Genomic DNA, 19240 nt, shown 5'->3' on the forward strand with positions numbered 1-19240 from the left:
TAATGACACTTAAAATTTGGACCAACAAGGTAGAGAGAGATTCCGATTTTACTCAAGGCAAAGTAACGGAGCCTAGTGTATTAAGAGGGTTGAATCTGACGGGAGGCGTTGTCCTAGGAGACAAATGGCCAAACGTTACTATTGATGTCATATCAGATGACAAGCCTGCGGATAGTTTTCTTAGTGGTCCTTTATTAATCGTGAGTCGACGGTTAGCTGATTTAATTTCTGAGCACACACAAACGAGTGAAGTTGAATTCCTACCGATTGAGGTTAATTACCACGGTAAAAATTTTGGTGAATACTGTTTTTTAAATGTTCTTGCGATTTGCGACTTACTGGACAGAAATCATTCAATATTTAGTGAGTTTGATGGAGAGATTGATTCAATTGATCGAGTTGTCCTTAAGAAAGACATTGAAACGCAGAAAACTATATTTCAATTGGATGCTATCGAGTGGTTGTTATGTGTTGATGAAAAACTGGCGGAACTAATCGAGAATAAAGGTTTTTCTGGAGTGGCATTTAAGTCAGAAAGTGAATGGCGTCCTTTTTAGATCTCCGCGGGTAGTTTGTTTTGAGCCATCTCTTATGAGGTGGCTTTTTTGCGTTTATGGTCAGAGTTTACTAATTAAACGCGTACATGTTGTGCGCATTATAATGGTGCGTAGACCCTACATTGGTGCATTTGAATAGATAAAATCAATACAAATAAATGTTTTTGATTTCATTTAAGGCTTTATAAAACAATGAATTAAAACCTAATTGTTAGAAGAGTAAATTATGGAACGGTAATTGCTGTGTTAGACGCTTTGTGAATTTCATTCACCAAATTGGTGATGAGTTTAACTTTGATGCACAGGATGAGTGCGCTACAAATAACGGAGATAAACATAATGAGTGTAACTGCTGATCAGGTACATGGCGTTGTACAAACTCTCACACAAAGTTCCGATACACTTTTTCTATTATTGGGTGCCATCATGGTTTTTTTGATGCATGCTGGTTTTGCTTTTCTTGAAGTGGGAACCGTGCGCCAAAAGAACCAAGTAAACGCACTCGTTAAAATTATTGCCGATTTTGGTATTTCTGCGATTGCTTACTTTTTTATTGGTTATTGGGTTGCTTATGGCGGCACGTTCTTTTCTGATGCTCAAACCTTATCTCAAGATAATGGCTACGAGTTGGTTAAGTTCTTTTTCTTACTGACCTTCGCTGCGGCGATTCCTGCTATTGTTTCTGGTGGTATCGCGGAGCGAGCTCGTTTTTATCCGATTCTAATCGCAACATTTTTCACTGTCGGCGTCGTATACCCACTATTTGAAGGAATGATCTGGAACGGAAACTTTGGTGTTCAAGCTTGGTTTGAAAGCACCTTTGGTTATGGCTTTCACGATTTTGCAGGTTCGGTTGTTGTGCACGGCGTTGGTGGATGGATTGCGCTGGTGGCTGTTACTTTTTTAGGGATGCGTAGAGGTCGTATCCGCGCAGGAAAGCATACGAACTTCGCTCCATCTAATATCCCATTTTTGGCACTTGGGGCTTGGATTCTCTGTGTTGGTTGGTTTGGTTTCAACGTTATGTCCGCTCAAACTCTTTCTGGAATCAGTGGCTTAGTGGCGATGAACTCGTTGATGGCAATGGTTGGAGGTATCGTAGCTTCATTACTTGCGGGTAAAAATGACCCTGGCTTTATTCACAATGGCCCTTTGGCCGGTTTGGTTGCGGTTTGCGCGGGGTCAGATTTAATGCATCCGCTTGGTGCATTAGTGACAGGTGCCGTTGCCGGGGTTTTGTTTGTGTATCTGTTTACATACCTGCAAAACCGAACCAAAATCGATGACGTACTGGGTGTGTGGCCTTTGCATGGAGTATGTGGTGCTTGGGGCGGGATCGCTACAGGAGTTTTTGGTCAAAGTGGATTTGGTGGAATGGGCGGTGTTAGTTTCGCGGTTCAAGTTTTAGGGACATTTCTTGGCATTTCCATTGCGGTTTTAGGTGCTCTTGTGGTCTATGGCGCAATCAACGCTCTAACAGGTTTAAGGCTTTCAGAAGAAGACGAGTTTAATGGTGCGGATTTAGCGATTCATAAAATATCATCTACTAACGAAGACTAATTTAATCGAAAAAAGAGCGGTTTGATGCCGCTCTTTTTTAAACTATTTGCTTCAAACCGATATACAAGCCGTTTTAACAGTTGCCTTTTTTAGCTTGACCAGGAGGGCAAAAGCTACCATTGCCATGCGGCCCATGATTGTCATCATTTGTGCTGACTTTTACTTTTACGTCGTCAATTTCACCTTCCACATTTGTCAGCTGACAGCCTGCTAAAGTCGTAAGTAATATAAGCGCCAGAGATACTTGTCTCATTGCGATTCCTCTCAAAATGTAATTCTAATAGTGACCATTACGACCATGGTCTAATCCATATTACTACAGTTGCTATTCTTTCAGTGTTAAGCTAATGAAAAAGAACAACAAGGATAAGTTATGAATTTCCCTTATAGAAATATTGTAGTACTTACTGGAGCAGGTATCTCGGCTGAATCTGGTATTCAAACATTTCGAGCCCAAGATGGCCTGTGGGAGAATCACCGAATTGAAGATGTAGCAACACCTGAAGGTTTTGCTCGAGATCCAGACCTTGTTCAGAGTTTTTATAATCAACGCCGTCAAAAGCTTCAGGATGAAGCGATCAAACCGAATGCTGCGCATCTTGCTCTTGGCCGTCTTGAAGCGGAATTAGAGGGAAAGGTGACGGTCATTACGCAGAATATTGATAACCTGCATGAAAGAGGTGGCAGCCAAAATGTGATTCACATGCACGGTGAGTTACTTAAGGCTCGATGTAGTGAATCTAACCAAGTTATTGAACATACCGAAGATATAAAAACTGGTGAGCTTTGCCATTGTTGTCAAATTCCATCACAAATGCGCCCACACATTGTGTGGTTTGGCGAAATGCCACTGAGAATGGGAGAGATATACGCAGCACTGGAAGAAGCTGATTTGTTTGTCTCTATCGGTACTTCGGGCGTCGTCTATCCGGCCGCTGGGTTTGTGCATGATGCTAAAATGCATGGCGCTCATACTATAGAAATTAACCTTGAGCCAAGTGCGGTTGAAAGTGAATTTGAAGAAAAACGCTATGGTAAAGCAAGCGTTGAAGTACCGAAGCTTGTTGATGAAATTCTTGCTTTGGACACGAAAGCATAAAAACTTAAACCCAACTATCAGATACAAAAAAAGCGGCTCATGAGCCGCTTTTTCACATCTTTAAAACTAACGAATTAGTTGTTTACTTTTAGCTTTTGGAAGTACTCATCGTACATTACGCTCGCTTCGCCAACTTCATCTTGCCATGTACCGCTGTCCATTACTTCTTGCGGAGGGAAGATGCTTGGGTCGTTAGCAAACTCTTTTGGTAGCAGCTCATGTGCCGTCTTAACTGGAGTAGGGTAACCAATCTCTAGTGCAATCTTAGCGGCGTTCTCAGGGCGTAGTAGGAAGTCGATCATCTTATGAGCAGCATCTACGTTTTTCGCGCCAGCTGGAATTGCTAGGCTGTCCATCCAGAAAATGGTGCCTTTTTCAGGCCAGATGATGTCGATATTCGCACCTTCTTGACGAGCCATGTAAGCAGAGCCGTTCCAAAGCATACCAAGAGACACTTCACCTGCAAGGTAAGGGTTTGCTGGGAAATCAGAGTTGAATACCAATACGTTTGGCATTAGCTTTTTCAGCTCTTCATAAGCTGCTTTGATTTCATCTGGGTTCGTTGTATTTGGTGAGTAACCAAGCTTTGTTAATGCAATGTGGAAGACTTCACGAGAGTCATCCATCAGCATTAGTTGGCCTTCCCACTTGCTATCCCAGAAATCGTCCCATTTAGAAACAGACGATTTATCTAGCATATCTGCGTTGATACCAATGCCCGTCGCACCCCAAATGTAAGGGATAGAGTAGTTGTTGTTTGGATCAAATGGTTTATCTAGGAAGTTGGTGTCAAGATCGCTAAAGTGAGAAAGTTTCTTTTTGTCGATCTCTTGCAGCATACCTTCTTTACGCATTTTAGAAACGAAGTAGGTAGACGGTACTACCAAATCGTAACCAGAACCTTGCGTTTTTAGCTTCGCGTACATACTTTCGTTAGATTCGTATGTAGAGTAGATAACTTTGATGCCAGTTTCTTTTGTAAAGTCTTCAAGAACTTCGTTTGGAATGTATTCCGACCAGTTGTAGAAATACAGTTCTTGATCAGCCGCCATTGCAGGGGTAGCGATTAGCGTCGCTGCACATAGAGCGCTTGCGTAGAATTTACTTTTCATTTGTTTTCCGTTTTGTTTAGCGATTGGACAAATCAATACTAGTCGCAGTTATTAAGTTGAGCCAAATCGCAATAAGCACAATCCCGTTTATTTAAATCAATTTATACCGAGCCTTTTTTAGAGAAGCGATAATTCTGTGAAACTGAGCTAAATAAACCTAGCAACGCATAATTATATCAGTCAATTACAAAAATAGGCAGCGTATCGCTGCCTATTTTCAGTTAGTCGATGCCTTAGTAGGCAAGATCAGATTATTGACCCGCTTTCAGCTTCAAGAAGTAGTCTTCATATTTCACTGTCATATCACCAACCGAGTCTTGCCATTCAACACGGTCAAGATCTTCTTGAGAAGGGAACAGCGGTGCTACGTCTTTAAACTTCGAGTTTGATTCTGTAACGGCGGTTAGGTAGCCAGTGTCACGAGAAATTTGCTCTGCGATTTCAGGGCGTAGTAGGAAGTCGATCATTTTGTGCGCTGCTTCTACGTTTTTCGCGCCAGAAGAGATTGCGAAGTTATCAACCCAGCCAATACCGCCTTCTTTAGGGAAGACTAGCTTAAGGTTTAGACCTTCGTTTTGCGCCGCAGCCGCACTGCCGTTCCAAAGCATACCAACGCCAACTTCGCCAGACATGTATGGTGCACCCGGGTTATCAGAGTTAAATACTAGAACGTTTGGCATCAGCTTTTGCAATTCAGCGTATGCTTCGTCGATTTGCTTTGGATCTGTAGAGTTACCTGAGTAACCCAATTTACGTAGGGCAATGTGGAATACTTCACGAGTATCGTCCATTAGCATTACTTGACCTTCAAGCTCAGGCTTCCATAGGTCTGCCCAGCTTTGGAAGTCGTTTGGATCGTACATATCAGCGTTAACTGCTAGACCTGTAATCGCAACAACGTGTGGAATAGAGTAGTCGTTATTTGGATCGTAAGGCTTATCTAGGTAGTTCTTATCTAGGTTGCCGAAGTTTTTCAGCTTAGTCTTATCGATCTTTTGTAGCATACCTTCATCGCGCATTTTTGCTACGAAGTAAGTTGAAGGTACGACTAGGTCATAACCTTGGTTATGAGTTTTTAGCTTTGCGTACAAAGTTTCGTTCGACTCGTAAGTCGAGTAGATCACTTTGATACCTGTTTCTTTAGTAAATTGCTCTAGGATATTACTATTGATGTAAGGACCCCAGTTCATAAATACCAATTCTTTATCGTCCGCTGCCGCTGAACCTGAGAACAGAGAAAGCGCACATGCACTACCAGCTAATAGAGTAGCCCATTTTTTCATTGACGTTAGCTCCAAACCAAACGTTGTCCAAATCATTTTGGACGGTAGATAGAAAAACAGAATGGCATGTAACCATTCTGTTTCGTGATGTTAACGGATGCGGATTTTACTTTACTTTTTCTCTTGCTAGCAACTGAGAAATTACTACAAGAACCAAAGATACAATCAACATGACCGTTGCTAGGGCATTCACTTCCGGTGAAATGCCCACCTTAACCATCGAGTAAATTTTCAATGGTAGGATTTCGTATGTTGGGCCTGTTACAAACGAGCTGATAATTACGTCGTCTAAAGACAGAGTAAAGCTTAGTAACCAACCTGCAGCAACCGCTGGCTTCGCAAGAGGAAGGATGATCTGTTTTAAGATAACCCATTCACTTGCACCAAGGTCTTTTGCAGCTTCCAACATTTTCACATCAAAGCCGTTCAAGCGGCTGTAAACGGTTACCACGACAAATGGTAAACAGAATGTGATGTGCGCAATCAATAGAGTAAAGAAACCAAGCTGCGCGCCTAAAACTAAAAACAGCGCCAACAATGAAATTGCCATCACGATGTCTGGTGACATCATTACAACAAACAGCATGCCGTTTACCGCACCTTTACCTTTAAAGGAGTAACGGAATAGGGCAACGGCCGTCAAACTACCAATAATAGTAGCAGCTGTTGCAGAAAACACCGCGACATTAAGTGAATGCCACGCTGCTTGCATAAGGCTGTCATTGTTCACTAGGGTTTCGTACCACTTGGTTGTAAACCCGCCCCATTTCATACCAAATTTGTTGGCATTAAATGAGTTCACGATCAATACGATGATTGGTAGATACAAAAATGCATATACCAGCGCCATAAAGCTAAATCTAACTGTACGTCCCATTAGTCTAGCTCCACCTTCTTATTCAATAGTTTGCCTGCTCTGTAGTAGGCGTACAGCATGATTGCCATTGCAATAGTAAGTGCGATACTGGTTGCCGCACCGAATGGCCAATCACGAGCGTTTAATACTTGGCTCTTAATTACGTTACCAATTAATAGGTTCTTCGCTCCGCCTAGAAGGTCGGAGATGTAGAACATACCTAACGCAGGAAGAAGTACCAACAAACAGCCACCAATAATGCCAGGCATCGTTAACGGCAAGATCACTTTTGTGATGGTTTGCAGTTTGCTTGCGCCTAAGTCTTTTGCAGCCTCAATGTAGGTGTTGTCTAGCTTCTCGATTGCCGAATACAGAGGCAGAATCATAAACGGAAGCAAAATGTAGACAAGACCAATCATTACCGCTGTTTCGGTATACATAAGACGCAATGGCTTATCGATAATATCCATTGCCATTAATGACTTGTTCAAGATGCCCTGTGTGCCAAGAACAATCTTCAAACCGTAAGTACGGATAAGTGAGTTTGTCCAAAATGGTACAATCACAAGAAACAGCATAAACGGGCGCCATTTCTCAGGCATTTTCGCCACGATGTAGGCAAATGGGTAGCCGATGATTAAACACAACAACGTCGCAATGATTGCCATGTAGAAAGAGTGCATCAGCACTTTTGCGTACAATGGATCAAGTAAACGAAGGTAGTTGTCGAAAGTAAAAGTCAGTTCAATTAAGTTCGCTTCATCACGCGTTAAAAAACTTGTACCGATAATCATTAGGTTTGGAACCAACACGAAAAGTGTTAGCCAACCAACAATTAGGGTAATGATTGCGTTCTGAAGATTAATCTTCTTGCTTATCATTGAGTACTACCTCCCAGCTCTCAACCCAAGTGATAGCGACTTTTTGGCCGAGAGAGTGGTCCACATCTGGATCATCTTCGTTAAAGAACTCGCTAACCATCACACGCATGCCTGAGTCCAGTTGGACAACAGAGTCTAGCGTCATACCTTTATAGGTACGTTCAGTGACGTGACCAACAATGCCTTTTTCTTCAGACTCTTTGATCTCTTCGATACGTAAGTCTTCAGGGCGAAGCAGCACTTGTAGTTTGTCACCTGCTTGTGCTTCTTTGTCGTAGTAAACGACAGACTCAACACCTTCGATTTCCGCACGGATGCGTTTTTCATCAATGCGTTCAAGCATTGTTGCGTTGAAGACATTAATCTCGCCGATAAAGCGAGCAACAAACAAGTTTTTAGGTTCTTCGTAAATTTCACGTGGTGAGCCATCTTGTTCGATAACACCATCGCGCATAACGATAATGCGGTCAGACATCGATAGAGCTTCTTCCTGATCGTGAGTAACAAAGATAAAGGTAATACCAAGTTGACGCTGAAGTTGTTTCAACTCAATCTGCATTTGTTTACGAAGTTTGTAATCAAGAGCAGAAAGCGATTCATCAAGTAGCAGTACTTTTGGCTTATTTACAACCGCACGCGCGATCGCGATACGTTGTTGCTGACCACCAGAAAGTTGGTGCGGCTTACGCTGCGCCATTTTTTCTAGACGGACCATACGTAGCGCTTCCATTACGCGTGGTTCGATTTCTGCCGCAGGCGTTTTTTGCATGCGTAGGCCAAATGCCACATTATCGAATACGGTCATGTGAGGGAATAATGCGTAACTCTGGAATACCGTGTTGACGTGCCTATGCTCTGCAGGAACTTGCGTTACATCTTGGTCATCTAATACGATTTGACCGTTATCTGCCGTTTCAAAACCAGCGATCATGCGTAAAACCGTCGTTTTACCACAACCAGATGGACCAAGAATCGTCAGAAACTCACCATGATTAACATCAAGATTTAAATTACCGATGATTTCCTTTCCATCGAAACTTTTGCTGATACCAGATAAACGAATAACTGGCTTTCCTGCTTGCTGTTTAGCGTTCAACGTCTGTATTTCTCCCACGTTAAAATTGGGTTTACGCCAATTAGTGTGACATAAGTCATTCACTTTTGAGGCGCGCATCATAATCACCAAAATTGTGAAATTAAAGCATTTTCTTATCTTGAAACAGAAAAAATTTTGCAGGCAAAAGTAATCATTCCTTACCATACTGTTTTTAAGAGGTTATTTGCCTTTTAAACACAGTTTGGTAGGGCTTTGTCATTAGCAACAATTGCTTTCAATTTCATAGTTTTGTGAGTGGTCAATTATCAACCAAATAGTAGATATTGCAAGGATAGAACGTCAGTTCTGATTTTAGACGTGGAAAGATTTCTTTATAATGTTGGCCACTTTAATTGACTGGTATACCAGTAAAAAATTCACAAGTTAATCTTGGATAATATATGAATAACGATTTTGAAAAAGATTTCAATCTTGGGGGGAGTGTAGAGCGAGCTTTGTCTGGCGACTACGAACTAAAAGCGAGTGCTGTATTTAGTGAAGCTTGGCGCGCAACCATTCAACACTTTTTATCGTTCTCACCAGCGATTATTCTTTTGCTTTTTGTCCAATTGGGGATTTTCTACATTGCACTTCAACTTCAATTGGGCGACCCAAGTGTCATTCTCGATGCGATAGAAAATCCGGAAGCATTCACCGCTAATATCGTTTCTGCTATTTATATCGCTAACTTTAGTTATGAAGTGATCAGCGCACCAATTTATGCTGGGATCAGTTTGATGGCGATGAGTCATGTAGCAGGGTTAAAAACCAAAGTTCGTCATGTCGGTAAAGGTCTGCAATTTACCGTTCCTGTTATTATTGCAACGCTGTTCAGTTTAACGTTGCAAGGTGTCGCGGGAATGATCCTTCCACCGCTTTCATTATATTTAGCAATGGCGTTTAGTCACTCTATCTTACTGATTTGCGAGAAAAGAGTGCCACCTATGCAATCGTTATTATTATCACTACGTGCGATCAACAAGAAGATTTTTGTTGTGGCAGGGCTTTACATGGGCGTTATGTTGATGTTTATTGTTGCGGCTATGTTCTACGGTATTGGCTTTATTTTTGTCTTGCCATTCTTCTTCCATTTGAAGGGCATCCTTTATCGAGAAATGTTTGGCATCAAACTTAAGATCGTAGCAACACAAAAAAATGATAACGATCACGATGGTAAATCTCAGGTGTTTAATGCCTAAATCTTTAAAATTAATGACTTTACGAGTGGCGGCTGCCTGTATAGCCGCCACTTTTATTTCGGTAGGTCCATATTTGCATTACGACCACCAGTTCAAAAGCGTGAATGATCCTAATGTTGTTCAAGGTCCGGTGAAACATCCTGATTTGTCGCACTTGCCCTACATTGAGGACATTCCAGACTTTAACTCTATCAAAGACGCCAAAGAAAAAAAGGCGGCATTTTTCGATTTCTTACGGCCTAAAATCGCACTAGAAAATCACAGGATTGAAAAAGAACGTGCTTTTCTAAGCTCTCTTGAGATTGGAGAAGTGTCGCCGGACGAAGAAGCTTACGCAGAAAGATTAGCGCAGTTATATGGTTTTCCTCTTCATGATGGTCATGTTGATGAAGCTTGGCTGACTGAAATGTTAAAGCGAGTCAATGTTTTACCAGAAGCATTAGTGCTAACTCAAGCTGCCAATGAATCCGCGTGGGGTACCTCTCGTTTTGCTACTCAAGCAAACAACTTGTTCGGCCAATGGTGTTATAAACAGGGTTGCGGAATTGTGCCTGCTCAGCGTGCTGCAGGAAAAACTCACGAAGTTCAAAAATTCGATTCAGTTCAGCAGTCAATTCATGGCTACTTTATGAATGTGAATCGCAATCCAGCTTACGCTGACTTACGTGATATTCGAGCTATGTTGGCAGATAAGCACAAAAACTTGTTATCCGTGGCGACAGCATCAGAACTCACTCATGGACTGTTGTCTTACTCAGAGAGAGGCATTGCATACGTTAATGACTTACGCTCGATGATTCGTCACAATAACGCCTACTGGACTCAATAAAATAATAATCGAATGAAAAAGTTAAGCTTAATTTTAGGAAGTGCAGCACTCTTGCTCTCGTCACCGATAACGCATGCTCAAGAGTATATGTTTACGTATTCCAAACTGTATACTCAGTTAAAAAATAACACTAAAGAAGGGCATGATGACGTTAAAGTCGGTGTGTTCTTCGTCGATGCCAGAACTAAGCAGCTGTGTACGATTGAAAAAGCATGGATGGAAAAGGAAGAACACTACGAAGAGTTTGTGATTCCAGCGTCGAAAGAACTGCCATTACCGATCGACAAAAATCTAAAATCCGCAAATCCTTTGGTATTCGTACACACCCCTAAAGATAGCCGATGTGACTATTCTTTAGTTGTTATGACGAAAGAACCGTTACAGGGTAGCGTTTCTTACGAGCAACTGAAGCCATTAATGCCTCAAATGCAGAGCATGTTAGAGGATTTAGGGGGGATGTTTGCTGGATGGTTCACACCTGAAGTACAAGGCGTCACAATGGAGTTTGCCAACGAACTTAACGGTAAGATCGTTTTTTCAAATGGACAAGAGAAGGCGATTGTTAACGGTAAAGTGCAGGTTGCTTTGAGTGAAATTGGCGAAGGTGGAACAATAACGTTACCGGAACCAACGATGAGAGTGCTTCCTTATTTGCCCCAAGCAAAGAAATAGCACTATCTCCACTAAAGAGCCGCATTCGCGGTTCTTTTCCTATTCCATGATGATAAATCAGCGTACTTATTTTCTTATCCTTCAATACAAACATTTAATCCTGCTGCAAAAGCCCGTATAATCCACGCCCCAAAGAAACCCATGTTAGGAAGTCCTACTGTCGATTTTATCGGCGATGTGAGAGCCCGCAATGAACCAGAAAGATACAAGAAAAGAAACCCTTGAATTCAACAAGCTTCAAAAACGTTTGAGAAGAAATGTTGGAAATGCCATTACAGATTACAACATGATCGAAGAAGGCGATGTTGTCATGGCATGCATAAGCGGTGGTAAAGACTCATTTGCGATGCTCGATATCCTGTTGAATCTACAAAAAGCGGCACCAATCAAATTTGAAGTGGTTGCTGTTAACCTAGACCAAAAACAACCTGGTTTCCCAGAGCATATTTTGCCTGAGTATTTTGAGACGCTGAATATTCCTTACTACATCGTAGATAAAGACACATACTCAGTAGTTAAAGAAAAAGTGCCAGAAGGTAAGACAACGTGTGGTCTATGTTCTCGTCTACGTCGTGGTACGCTTTACTCATTTGCTGAGAAAATCGGCGCAACAAAACTTGCACTTGGTCATCATATGGATGACATCGTAGAAACGATGTTCTTGAACATGTTCCATGGTTCTCGTTTGAAGGCAATGCCACCAAAACTACGCTCTGATGATGGTCGTAACGTGGTTATTCGTCCGCTGACTTACTGCCGCGAAAAAGACCTGATCAAATACGCAGAGCACAAAGATTTCCCAATTATTCCTTGTAACCTATGTGGTTCTCAAGAGAACTTGCAGCGCCAAGCAATCAAAGCAATGCTGATTGATTGGGATAAGAAGACGCCAGGACGCGTAGAAGCGATTTTCAAATCAATCCAAAACGTAAGCCCAAGCCAATTGGCAGACCGTGAGTTGTTTGATTTTGTAAACTTGCCGCTAGATCGTGACGGTAGCCGCGAAGAGTATGAGTTTAGTGAAGCAGTCGTTTCTTCAACTAACATCGATGAATCTCTATTCATCGATGTAACGAACATCTAGTAAATAGGAGGCAACAATGCCTCCTATTTTGTACTTGCTGAAACCGAAAATAAAACGCCCCAAAAGAGGGGCGTTTTTATATTTTATTATTTGCTCTACGTTGCGGTATTTGGATCGAGAGGGCTGATATAACCTTTTGGTTTTAATGCCAGTACATCACAGTTAATCTTATCGATCACATGCTCTGCCGTGTTACCGATAAAGACCGCTGAAAGACCCGTACGACCAGTCGTACCCAAAATCACCATTGCTGCATTTAATCGCTCCGCTGCTGCAGGAATGACGTCTTCTGGTAAACCTTGTTCTATGATGGTTTGTTCTTCGTCGATGCCATGTTTTTGTCTCAATGCTTTCATTGCGGTGAGATGGTGGCCACGAACCGCATCCGTGTAGGTCGTTGGGTCAAATTCAGGCAACTCAATCGTAATGTTAGCCGGTGTAACAGGATAAGCGTTGACGAGATACGGTTCAGCATCGAGACGGTTTGACATCTCTTTGAGGCGTTCAACCATCGCGTCGTTCAAATCAATGTGAGTTGGGTTTTCTGACCCCACGTGTACAGAAGCGAGAATATTAGCTTGCTCCGGCCAATCCGAGTTCTTGATCAAAAGTACAGGGATAGGGCATTTACGTAATAAATGCCAGTCTGTCGGCGTGAAAATCACAGACTCTAAAACATCGTGTTTACGTGTCCCTTTGATTAGAAGATCGTGCCCACCAGCATATACTTCAGCAATGATTGCTTCGTAAGGACGGTTGTGCCACACAACGCAAACATCAAAATCGAAGCTATCGTTTAAGTACGGTTGAGCAATCTTACGCATCCACTGCTCACGTTGATGGATAACGCCGCGACGCATCGCATCTCTTTCATCGACTGACAGCATTGAGGTCATGTCATAGGAAAAATCGTAGATGGATAAGAAGAAGGTGATTCGGCTTCTGGATACACTCTTTTGAGCTAATTGAACCGCTCTAGCGAGTGCAGGCTGTTCATCATTATTGATGTCAGCAACAACAAGAATCTTACTGTATATACTCATAACTAAGCCCACTTATGTTGCGAAACCAAATACTGAAAACAAGTTAAATCAGTAAATTGGAGACTCTTCGTATATTTTTACTGTAGCTTAGTTTGGGGAACTTTTTGAGGACTTTCGAAGGGATTTTATGAGAAACATGATGTAGCTCATTTTCGAGCTACATCAATAAGTAAGCGAGATTACTCTTTTGTTACACCGGCAAGTTCCATTAGCGCATCATGATCTAATATGGTGATGTACTTACCTTTAACACTCAGAATTTCAGATTTTTGGAAACGACCTAATAGGCGGCTGATGGTTTCAACCGTTAGGCCTAAGTAGTTACCAATATCGCCACGAGTCATGGTCAAACGAAATTCTCTTGGGCTGAAGCCACGTTGAGAGAAGCGAGTTGACAGGTTGTACAAGAAAGCAGCTAGACGCTCCTCAGCATTCTTCTTAGAAAGCAGAAGAATCATTTCCTGGTCGCCTTTAATTTCGTTACTCATTAAACGCATGATTTGCTGACGAAGTTTAGGCATTTTGCCTGATAGGTCGTCAAGGATCTCGTAAGGGATTTCACAAACCATTGATGTTTCAAGAGCTTGAGCGAAACTAGGGTGGCAGTCACCGGTAATAGCGTCAAAACCAACTAAGTCACCAGCTAAGTGAAATGCTGTGATTTGCTCATCACCTTGTTCTGTGATTGTGTAGCTCTTAATCGTGCCAGAACGGATAGCGTACAAAGATTTAAGCTCATCACCTGCTTTAAATAGCTCTTGTCCTTTTTGGATAGGCTTTTTACGCTCGATGATTTGGTCCAACTGGTCAAGTTCAGATTCATTCAGAGTGAATGGGATACACAGTTGGCTAATGCTACAATCTTGGCAATGAATCGCGCAACCGCCTGATTGGATACGCTTTGTTGCAGGTTTTTCAGAAATCATAACAACCTTTCACTATTTGATATACATCAATATTTTAGCACCGCTTAATCCTAAAGGATAGCAAAAATATCGGTGGTATAGAGTTTTGCGTTATATGAAACCAAGCATCTGCATGGCACCCGCGGCAGTATACGCGCCATAGACAATTAAGATTAATGCTGAGATGTTTCTAAATATTAATGATTTTTGCAGTTTCTGAAAATGGCTAGCTCCGTAACCAACAGCGAGCATGGATGGCAGCGTTCCCAAACCAAAAGCTAGCATGATTAGGCCGCCATTTACTGCGCTACCGGACACCGCCGACCATGTTAATGCCGAATAAACTAACCCGCATGGTAACCACCCCCAGACAAAACCAAAGGGCAGTGCGTGTATTGGCTTTTTAAGTGGTAAAAGGCTTTTTCCAGCTGGAGAGATAAACTTCCAAAGGTGCTGGCCAATCTTTTCTACGATGAGTAAACCTTGCCACCATTTCGCAATATATAACGCAACCAAAATCATGAAGATTGCGGCAACAAAACGCAGCCACGCAAGAGATTGAGCTAAGCCGCTGAGTTCCGATAACCCTGATATTGCACCTCCGACAAGTGCGCCTATTAAGGCGTAACTGCTGAGTCGTCCAAGGTTGTAGAATAAAGGTATGGTTGGGGAGGATTTTGAGCTTGAACTACCTAAGGAAAGTAGGGATGCGATACCACCACACATCCCCATACAATGGCCGGCCCCGACAAGGCCGATAAGCAAAGCACCTAAAAAATCAGGATTCATAAAACATACTACGGTTTCTTATTGTCTGATTGTTCTTCTTCATCTAATAAAATGTTGTGTCCTTGTCGCTCAAGATCTTCAAACTGGTCGCTTCGAACCGCCCAAAGAAAAATAGCGACAGCAACGCAAACAAGAACAATCGCGATTGGAATTAAAATATAAAGGCTTTCCATAAGTGTTCTCTTGTTTACTTCTCTTTTAGAAGTCGCAGTGAGTTAGATACAACAATGATTGAACTTGCTGACATCCCAACAACTGCGATATAAGGCGCAACTAATCCTGCAACCGCTAACGGCAAAATTAACAAGTTGTAGCCTAATGACCAAGCTAAGTTTTCACGGATAATCTTTCTTGTACGAAGAGCCAATAGGCGAGCTTCCAATAACTTTTCTAAGTTATCTCCAAGAAGCGTCATATCTGCTGATGCCTTTGCAACGTCAGTACCACCGCCCATAGCCACGGATAAATGGGCTCCCGCTAGAGTAGGTGCGTCGTTTATGCCATCACCAACCATCATGGTGATATCACTGCTATCAAGGCTCTTAAGATACGCGAGTTTGTCTTCTGGTTTTGCAGATGCGATCACATGCTCGATACCAATTTCGTTAGCAACAGGCTGTGCGTTTTGAATAGAATCACCAGTAAGTAAGGTTGTTTTGATGCCAGCTTCAGCAAAACGTTGAATAAACGCCTGACTTTCTTTGCGAATAGGATCGTGATAATAAAAAGTTGCAGCGTGTTCGTTGTTTATTGACAAGTAAATGGCATTGCTTTCTTTTATGCTCGAATCTAGCACAAACGAGGAGCTGCCAATTTTTACCGTCTTACCATTCCAAATCCCTTCGATTCCTGAGCCAATCACGTTTTTAACATCTGTTACAATAATCTCGTCATTACTGAAACCGGTAAATGAACGCGCAATAGGGTGGTTTGCATGAGCTTCAAGAGCAGATGCAAGGGCCAGACTTTCCGCTTCAGAAAGCTCGTTGAATGTGCTTGTACGGCTAATCTCGATGTCACCTTTCGTTAAGGTTCCTGTCTTGTCGACGACGAGATGATTAACTTTGCAAAGCGTTTCGAATACATGGCCTTTTCGCAACAGAATGCCAAAATTGCCCATTCGTGAAGTCGCACAAGTTAGTGCGGTCGGTGTAGCAAGGGATAATGCACAAGGGCATGTAGCGACGAGAACCGAAAGCATAATCCAAAAAGCATCATCTGGTTTGGTTTGGTGCCAATAAAACCAGGTTCCAGCTGAGATGATAAGAATTACACCAACAAAGTAGCGTGCTACGACGTCAGCAACTTCTGCAATTTTTGGCTTCGAATGCTGTGCTTCATCTTGAAGGCGCACAATATTTGAAATCATCGAGTCTGCTTTTGAATTGGTGACTTCCAACTCAAATGATTCATCTCCGTTTAATGTACCTGCATAAACAGCATCACCTTCTTTTTTTACGACATGAATAGACTCACCAGTCAGCATTGATTCATCAATATGAATACGGCCAGAAATAACTTTGCCATCAGCAGGGATATGTTCGCCAGGGAGAACGCGAATGCGATCACCAATCTTCAGCGTTTTAACTGGAATTTGTTCGCCGTCTAGTGTTGTTGCAATGGCAGGGATAAGCTTGAGCAAGTTACCGCTAGCAGCAGCAGCTTTGCGGCGAGCGCGCATTTCTAAGAATCGACCCACTAACAAAAAGAAGGTAAACATCGAGATAGATTCAAAGAATACTTCGCCTTGCTCAGTTACTGTCGCAACTAAACTCGCAACATAAGCGAAAATCAAAGCGATCGAAACTGGGACGTCCATGCCTAGAGTTCGCCCTTTAATGCTTCGCCAAGCATTAAGGTAAAATGGTAGGGCAGAGTAAAGAAGAACTGGTGTAGCGAAAATCAAACTTACCCATCGGAAGTAGTTTTTAAATTCAGGTTCCAAATCGCCAAACACTTCTAAATACAACGCCACAGCAAGCATCATTACTTGCATCGTCGCTAAGCCAGCAATACCCAATCGGTAAAGGTACTGCTTCATCATTCGGTGATAAGATGCTTCTTGTTTGTCTGCTTCAAATGGCGCGGCTTTATAACCAAGCTTATGAATAACTGAAAGCAGTTCACTTAACTTAACTTGAGTTTTGTCCCACGCCAGCAAAGCTCGGTTTGTTGTCGTATTTACCCGTATGGAGACTAAACCTTTAGCGCTGGATACTTGCTTTTCAATAAGCCATGCACAAGCGGCGCAGGATACACCTTCGAGAGATAATGTTACTTCAGATACATTGTCATGGTTACGTACAAATTCTGATTGAACGTCTTCATTGTCATAGTGGATCAGAGCTTGAAGTTGTTCTGGAACGAGGTCTGCTTTTTCAGCGGGTGCGGTTCGGTACTGGTAGTAAGAAACAAGACCGCTATCTACGATAGTTTGTGCGACAGTTTCACACCCCGGGCAGCACATCTCACGAACTTCGCCAAGTATTTCTACTTTAAAATCCGTGTTTGCTGGTACATCTTCACCACAGTGGTAACAGGATTTGCACATAAAATTACTTCATTAATGAGACAGAAACTGCTGGAAATTCGACTTTGCCTTGAATCATCCATTGCTTATCGTGTGGTTGAAGTTCAACAAACCACGGGCCTTGTATAGCGTCTTCAGTGGTAAAACGATAGTTGCCAGATGCATCTGCGGTAACTAGCTTCGTAAAATCACGATCGGGTAATGTACGGTGAGTAAACGTTGCTGTAAGCGCTGGGTAGTGCGTTAGCGCTCCTTTCGTAAAGCCAATTACGATATTGTTATTTAGAGAAGAAATGTTCGCATTAAGACCAAGGTCACGAGCGACGTTCATTTTACTGATGTCGATATTTATGCCTTTGCCTTTTTTATAGTAATCCTCAGCAACAAGAGAAACAGAGTTGTTTGAAAAGACGACTACCGTGGCGATTGTCCAAACGACTACCGTAAGAGGAAGGATGATTAGGAACCACGGCCAGAATTGTTTATACCAAGGCTTTACCATAAAAAAGTTCTCAACAGCTAAATGAAAAAATGTAAGGCATTAAATTTAAAGGAAAGACAGCCCCTGTGAAAGGGGCTGTTATTGAAATGTTACTTATTGTCTGAGTTGCTTAAACTCCAGACATAAGAGGCAACAAGTTGAACCTTATCCTCACCTAGAATGTCCTTCCATGCTGGCATAACACCAGAGCGGCCATTCATTACGGTTTCAGTTACGGCAGCACGCGAGTCACCAAATAGCCAGTCTTGGTCAGTTAGGTCAGGGGCACCAACTGCTGGGTTACCTTTACCATCTGTACCATGACACGCTGCACACACAACAAAGCGAGCTTTACCTGCTGCAGCTTCACGAGCGTTAACTTTACGACCCGATAGGCTTAATGTGTAACTTACTACTTCTTGGACACCTTGCTCACCAAGCGCATCTTTCCATGCTGGCATTTGACCAATACGGCCATGCATGATGGTTGTTACGATTGCTGCTGGCTCACCGCCATATAGCCATGCGTCATCAGTTAGGTTAGGGAAACCTTTTTGACCGCGAGCATCTGAGCCGTGACATTGTGAACAGTTTTGCAAGAACAAACGTTGACCAACTTTTAATGCTTCTGGGTCTTGCGCGATCTCAGGAACAGGGCGTAGACCATTCGCATTATGAGCAAGTTTACGGAATGCTTCGCCGAAGTAGGCATCCGCATCATCCAGTTCTTTTGCGTATTGGTTGAGTTGTTTATTTTCTTGTGCCTGTGCAATAGCTTCTTTTGACTCTTCAAGCGAACGAACGGTTTGAGCCGAACTTTGCCAGTTTAAAAAGCCTTTAAAGCTACCTAGACCTGGGAACAGGGCTAGATAAACTGCAGCAAACACAAACGTGCTTACGAAAAGGTAAGTCCACCATTTCGGTAGAGGGTTGTTTAGCTCGCGAATACCATCGTACTCGTGGCCCATGTCTTCCCCTTCCTCGACGCCCATTTTATCTTTGGCGCACCAAGTCAGGAGGATCGCACAGCCTACTAGCGTACCGATAGTAATCACGATAATCCAGAGACTCCAGAATGTAGTCATTACTTCTTCACTCCTTGGTTATTTGGGGTCGTTTGTTCTTCGTCAGCAAACACCAAGTTGGCATCTTCTTCGAAGCGTGCTTTACGCTTCTTGCTAAATGCCCACCATACGATGCCGATAAAACTCGCGAAGAGCACTACGGTATAAATACTATGAATTGTACCGAAATCCATATGATC

General features: G+C 42.5%; 21 protein-coding genes. 7 read left to right on the top strand and 14 right to left on the bottom strand.

The window, feature by feature from the left end; translation table 11 throughout:
- The first annotated feature begins 2 nt into the window (after positions 1–2).
- Both DYB02_RS08860 and DYB02_RS08865 read left to right on the top strand, forming a co-directional pair.
- On the top strand, positions 3–557 hold the full coding sequence (locus tag DYB02_RS08860) for an imm11 family protein (RefSeq protein ID WP_021449073.1): 555 nt from the start codon (positions 3–5) through the stop codon (positions 555–557).
- Between the two features lie 339 nt (positions 558–896).
- A complete protein-coding gene (locus tag DYB02_RS08865; protein WP_029804058.1) occupies positions 897–2117 on the top strand; it encodes an ammonium transporter in 1221 nt (406 codons plus the stop codon).
- 73 nt (positions 2118–2190) lie between these two features.
- Here DYB02_RS08865 and DYB02_RS08870 read toward each other — a convergent pair whose 3' ends face one another.
- Positions 2191–2370, bottom strand: a complete 180-nt coding sequence (locus DYB02_RS08870) for a hypothetical protein (protein WP_005453881.1) — start codon at positions 2368–2370, stop codon at positions 2191–2193.
- Between the two features lie 120 nt (positions 2371–2490).
- On the opposite strand from DYB02_RS08870, the gene cobB reads away from it, so the two are divergent.
- Positions 2491–3216, top strand: coding sequence for a Sir2 family NAD+-dependent deacetylase (cobB, locus tag DYB02_RS08875; protein WP_005495034.1), 726 nt, complete (start codon positions 2491–2493; stop codon positions 3214–3216).
- Positions 3217–3290: 74 nt separating this feature from the next.
- On the opposite strand, the gene DYB02_RS08880 is transcribed toward cobB, so the two are convergent.
- The 5 genes from DYB02_RS08880 to potA all read right to left on the bottom strand — a co-directional run bounded on the left by DYB02_RS08880 (position 3291) and on the right by potA (position 8522).
- A complete protein-coding gene (locus DYB02_RS08880; RefSeq protein ID WP_005453907.1) occupies positions 3291–4328 on the bottom strand; it encodes an extracellular solute-binding protein in 1038 nt (345 codons plus the stop codon).
- Positions 4329–4579: 251 nt separating this feature from the next.
- Positions 4580–5611 carry an extracellular solute-binding protein gene (locus tag DYB02_RS08885; protein WP_017448550.1) on the bottom strand — a complete coding sequence of 344 codons (1032 nt, stop codon included), beginning with the start codon at positions 5609–5611 and terminating at the stop codon, positions 4580–4582.
- Between the two features lie 106 nt (positions 5612–5717).
- Positions 5718–6488: a spermidine/putrescine ABC transporter permease PotC gene (potC, locus tag DYB02_RS08890; protein WP_005389180.1), complete on the bottom strand. Its 771-nt coding sequence runs from the start codon at positions 6486–6488 to the stop codon at positions 5718–5720.
- Entirely contained in the window at positions 6488–7348 is an 861-nt protein-coding gene (gene potB / locus DYB02_RS08895; protein ID WP_005457403.1) for a spermidine/putrescine ABC transporter permease PotB, read from the bottom strand. The genes potC and potB overlap by 1 nt, the downstream gene beginning before the upstream one ends.
- Positions 7329–8522, bottom strand: coding sequence for a spermidine/putrescine ABC transporter ATP-binding protein PotA (gene potA, locus DYB02_RS08900; RefSeq protein ID WP_005477641.1), 1194 nt, complete (start codon positions 8520–8522; stop codon positions 7329–7331). Before potA ends, potB begins: the two co-directional genes overlap by 20 nt.
- A 323-nt stretch (positions 8523–8845) precedes the next feature.
- On the opposite strand from potA, the gene DYB02_RS08905 reads away from it, so the two are divergent.
- From DYB02_RS08905 to ttcA, 4 genes are all read left to right on the top strand, one after another.
- On the top strand, positions 8846–9643 hold the full coding sequence (locus DYB02_RS08905; RefSeq protein WP_005457395.1) for a hypothetical protein: 798 nt from the start codon (positions 8846–8848) through the stop codon (positions 9641–9643).
- Positions 9636–10472 carry a glucosaminidase domain-containing protein gene (locus DYB02_RS08910; RefSeq protein WP_029845814.1) on the top strand — a complete coding sequence of 279 codons (837 nt, stop codon included), beginning with the start codon at positions 9636–9638 and terminating at the stop codon, positions 10470–10472. The genes DYB02_RS08905 and DYB02_RS08910 overlap by 8 nt, the downstream gene beginning before the upstream one ends.
- A gap of 12 nt (positions 10473–10484) precedes the next feature.
- On the top strand, positions 10485–11144 hold the full coding sequence (locus DYB02_RS08915; RefSeq protein WP_005495024.1) for a DUF2987 domain-containing protein: 660 nt from the start codon (positions 10485–10487) through the stop codon (positions 11142–11144).
- Between the two features lie 190 nt (positions 11145–11334).
- On the top strand, positions 11335–12228 hold the full coding sequence (ttcA, locus tag DYB02_RS08920) for a tRNA 2-thiocytidine(32) synthetase TtcA (RefSeq protein ID WP_005477636.1): 894 nt from the start codon (positions 11335–11337) through the stop codon (positions 12226–12228).
- Between the two features lie 95 nt (positions 12229–12323).
- Here the strand turns inward: ttcA and uspE are convergent, their stop codons facing one another.
- The 8 genes from uspE to DYB02_RS08965 form a co-directional block, all read right to left on the bottom strand.
- Positions 12324–13271 (bottom strand): universal stress protein UspE, encoded by a 948-nt coding sequence (gene uspE, locus DYB02_RS08930; RefSeq protein ID WP_029805425.1) that lies wholly within the window; start codon positions 13269–13271, stop codon positions 12324–12326.
- 179 nt (positions 13272–13450) lie between these two features.
- Positions 13451–14197 (bottom strand): fumarate/nitrate reduction transcriptional regulator Fnr, encoded by a 747-nt coding sequence (gene fnr / locus DYB02_RS08935; protein WP_005477663.1) that lies wholly within the window; start codon positions 14195–14197, stop codon positions 13451–13453.
- Positions 14198–14287: 90 nt separating this feature from the next.
- A complete protein-coding gene (locus DYB02_RS08940; RefSeq protein ID WP_021822960.1) occupies positions 14288–14965 on the bottom strand; it encodes a sulfite exporter TauE/SafE family protein in 678 nt (225 codons plus the stop codon).
- Positions 14966–14973: 8 nt separating this feature from the next.
- On the bottom strand, positions 14974–15138 hold the full coding sequence (gene ccoS / locus DYB02_RS08945) for a cbb3-type cytochrome oxidase assembly protein CcoS (RefSeq protein WP_005457379.1): 165 nt from the start codon (positions 15136–15138) through the stop codon (positions 14974–14976).
- Positions 15139–15152: 14 nt separating this feature from the next.
- Positions 15153–17516 (bottom strand): heavy metal translocating P-type ATPase, encoded by a 2364-nt coding sequence (locus DYB02_RS08950; RefSeq protein ID WP_029805427.1) that lies wholly within the window; start codon positions 17514–17516, stop codon positions 15153–15155.
- A 4-nt stretch (positions 17517–17520) separates the two neighbouring features.
- Positions 17521–17997, bottom strand: a complete 477-nt coding sequence (locus tag DYB02_RS08955; RefSeq protein WP_005495014.1) for a FixH family protein — start codon at positions 17995–17997, stop codon at positions 17521–17523.
- An 89-nt stretch (positions 17998–18086) separates the two neighbouring features.
- Positions 18087–19061, bottom strand: a complete 975-nt coding sequence (gene ccoP, locus DYB02_RS08960; RefSeq protein ID WP_005477628.1) for a cytochrome-c oxidase, cbb3-type subunit III — start codon at positions 19059–19061, stop codon at positions 18087–18089.
- On the bottom strand, positions 19061–19234 hold the full coding sequence (locus DYB02_RS08965) for a cbb3-type cytochrome oxidase subunit 3 (RefSeq protein WP_005396487.1): 174 nt from the start codon (positions 19232–19234) through the stop codon (positions 19061–19063). The genes ccoP and DYB02_RS08965 overlap by 1 nt, the downstream gene beginning before the upstream one ends.
- Positions 19235–19240 lie beyond the last annotated feature (6 nt).

It is taken from the genome of Vibrio parahaemolyticus, assembly GCF_900460535.1.
Lineage (GTDB): Bacteria > Pseudomonadota > Gammaproteobacteria > Enterobacterales > Vibrionaceae > Vibrio > Vibrio parahaemolyticus.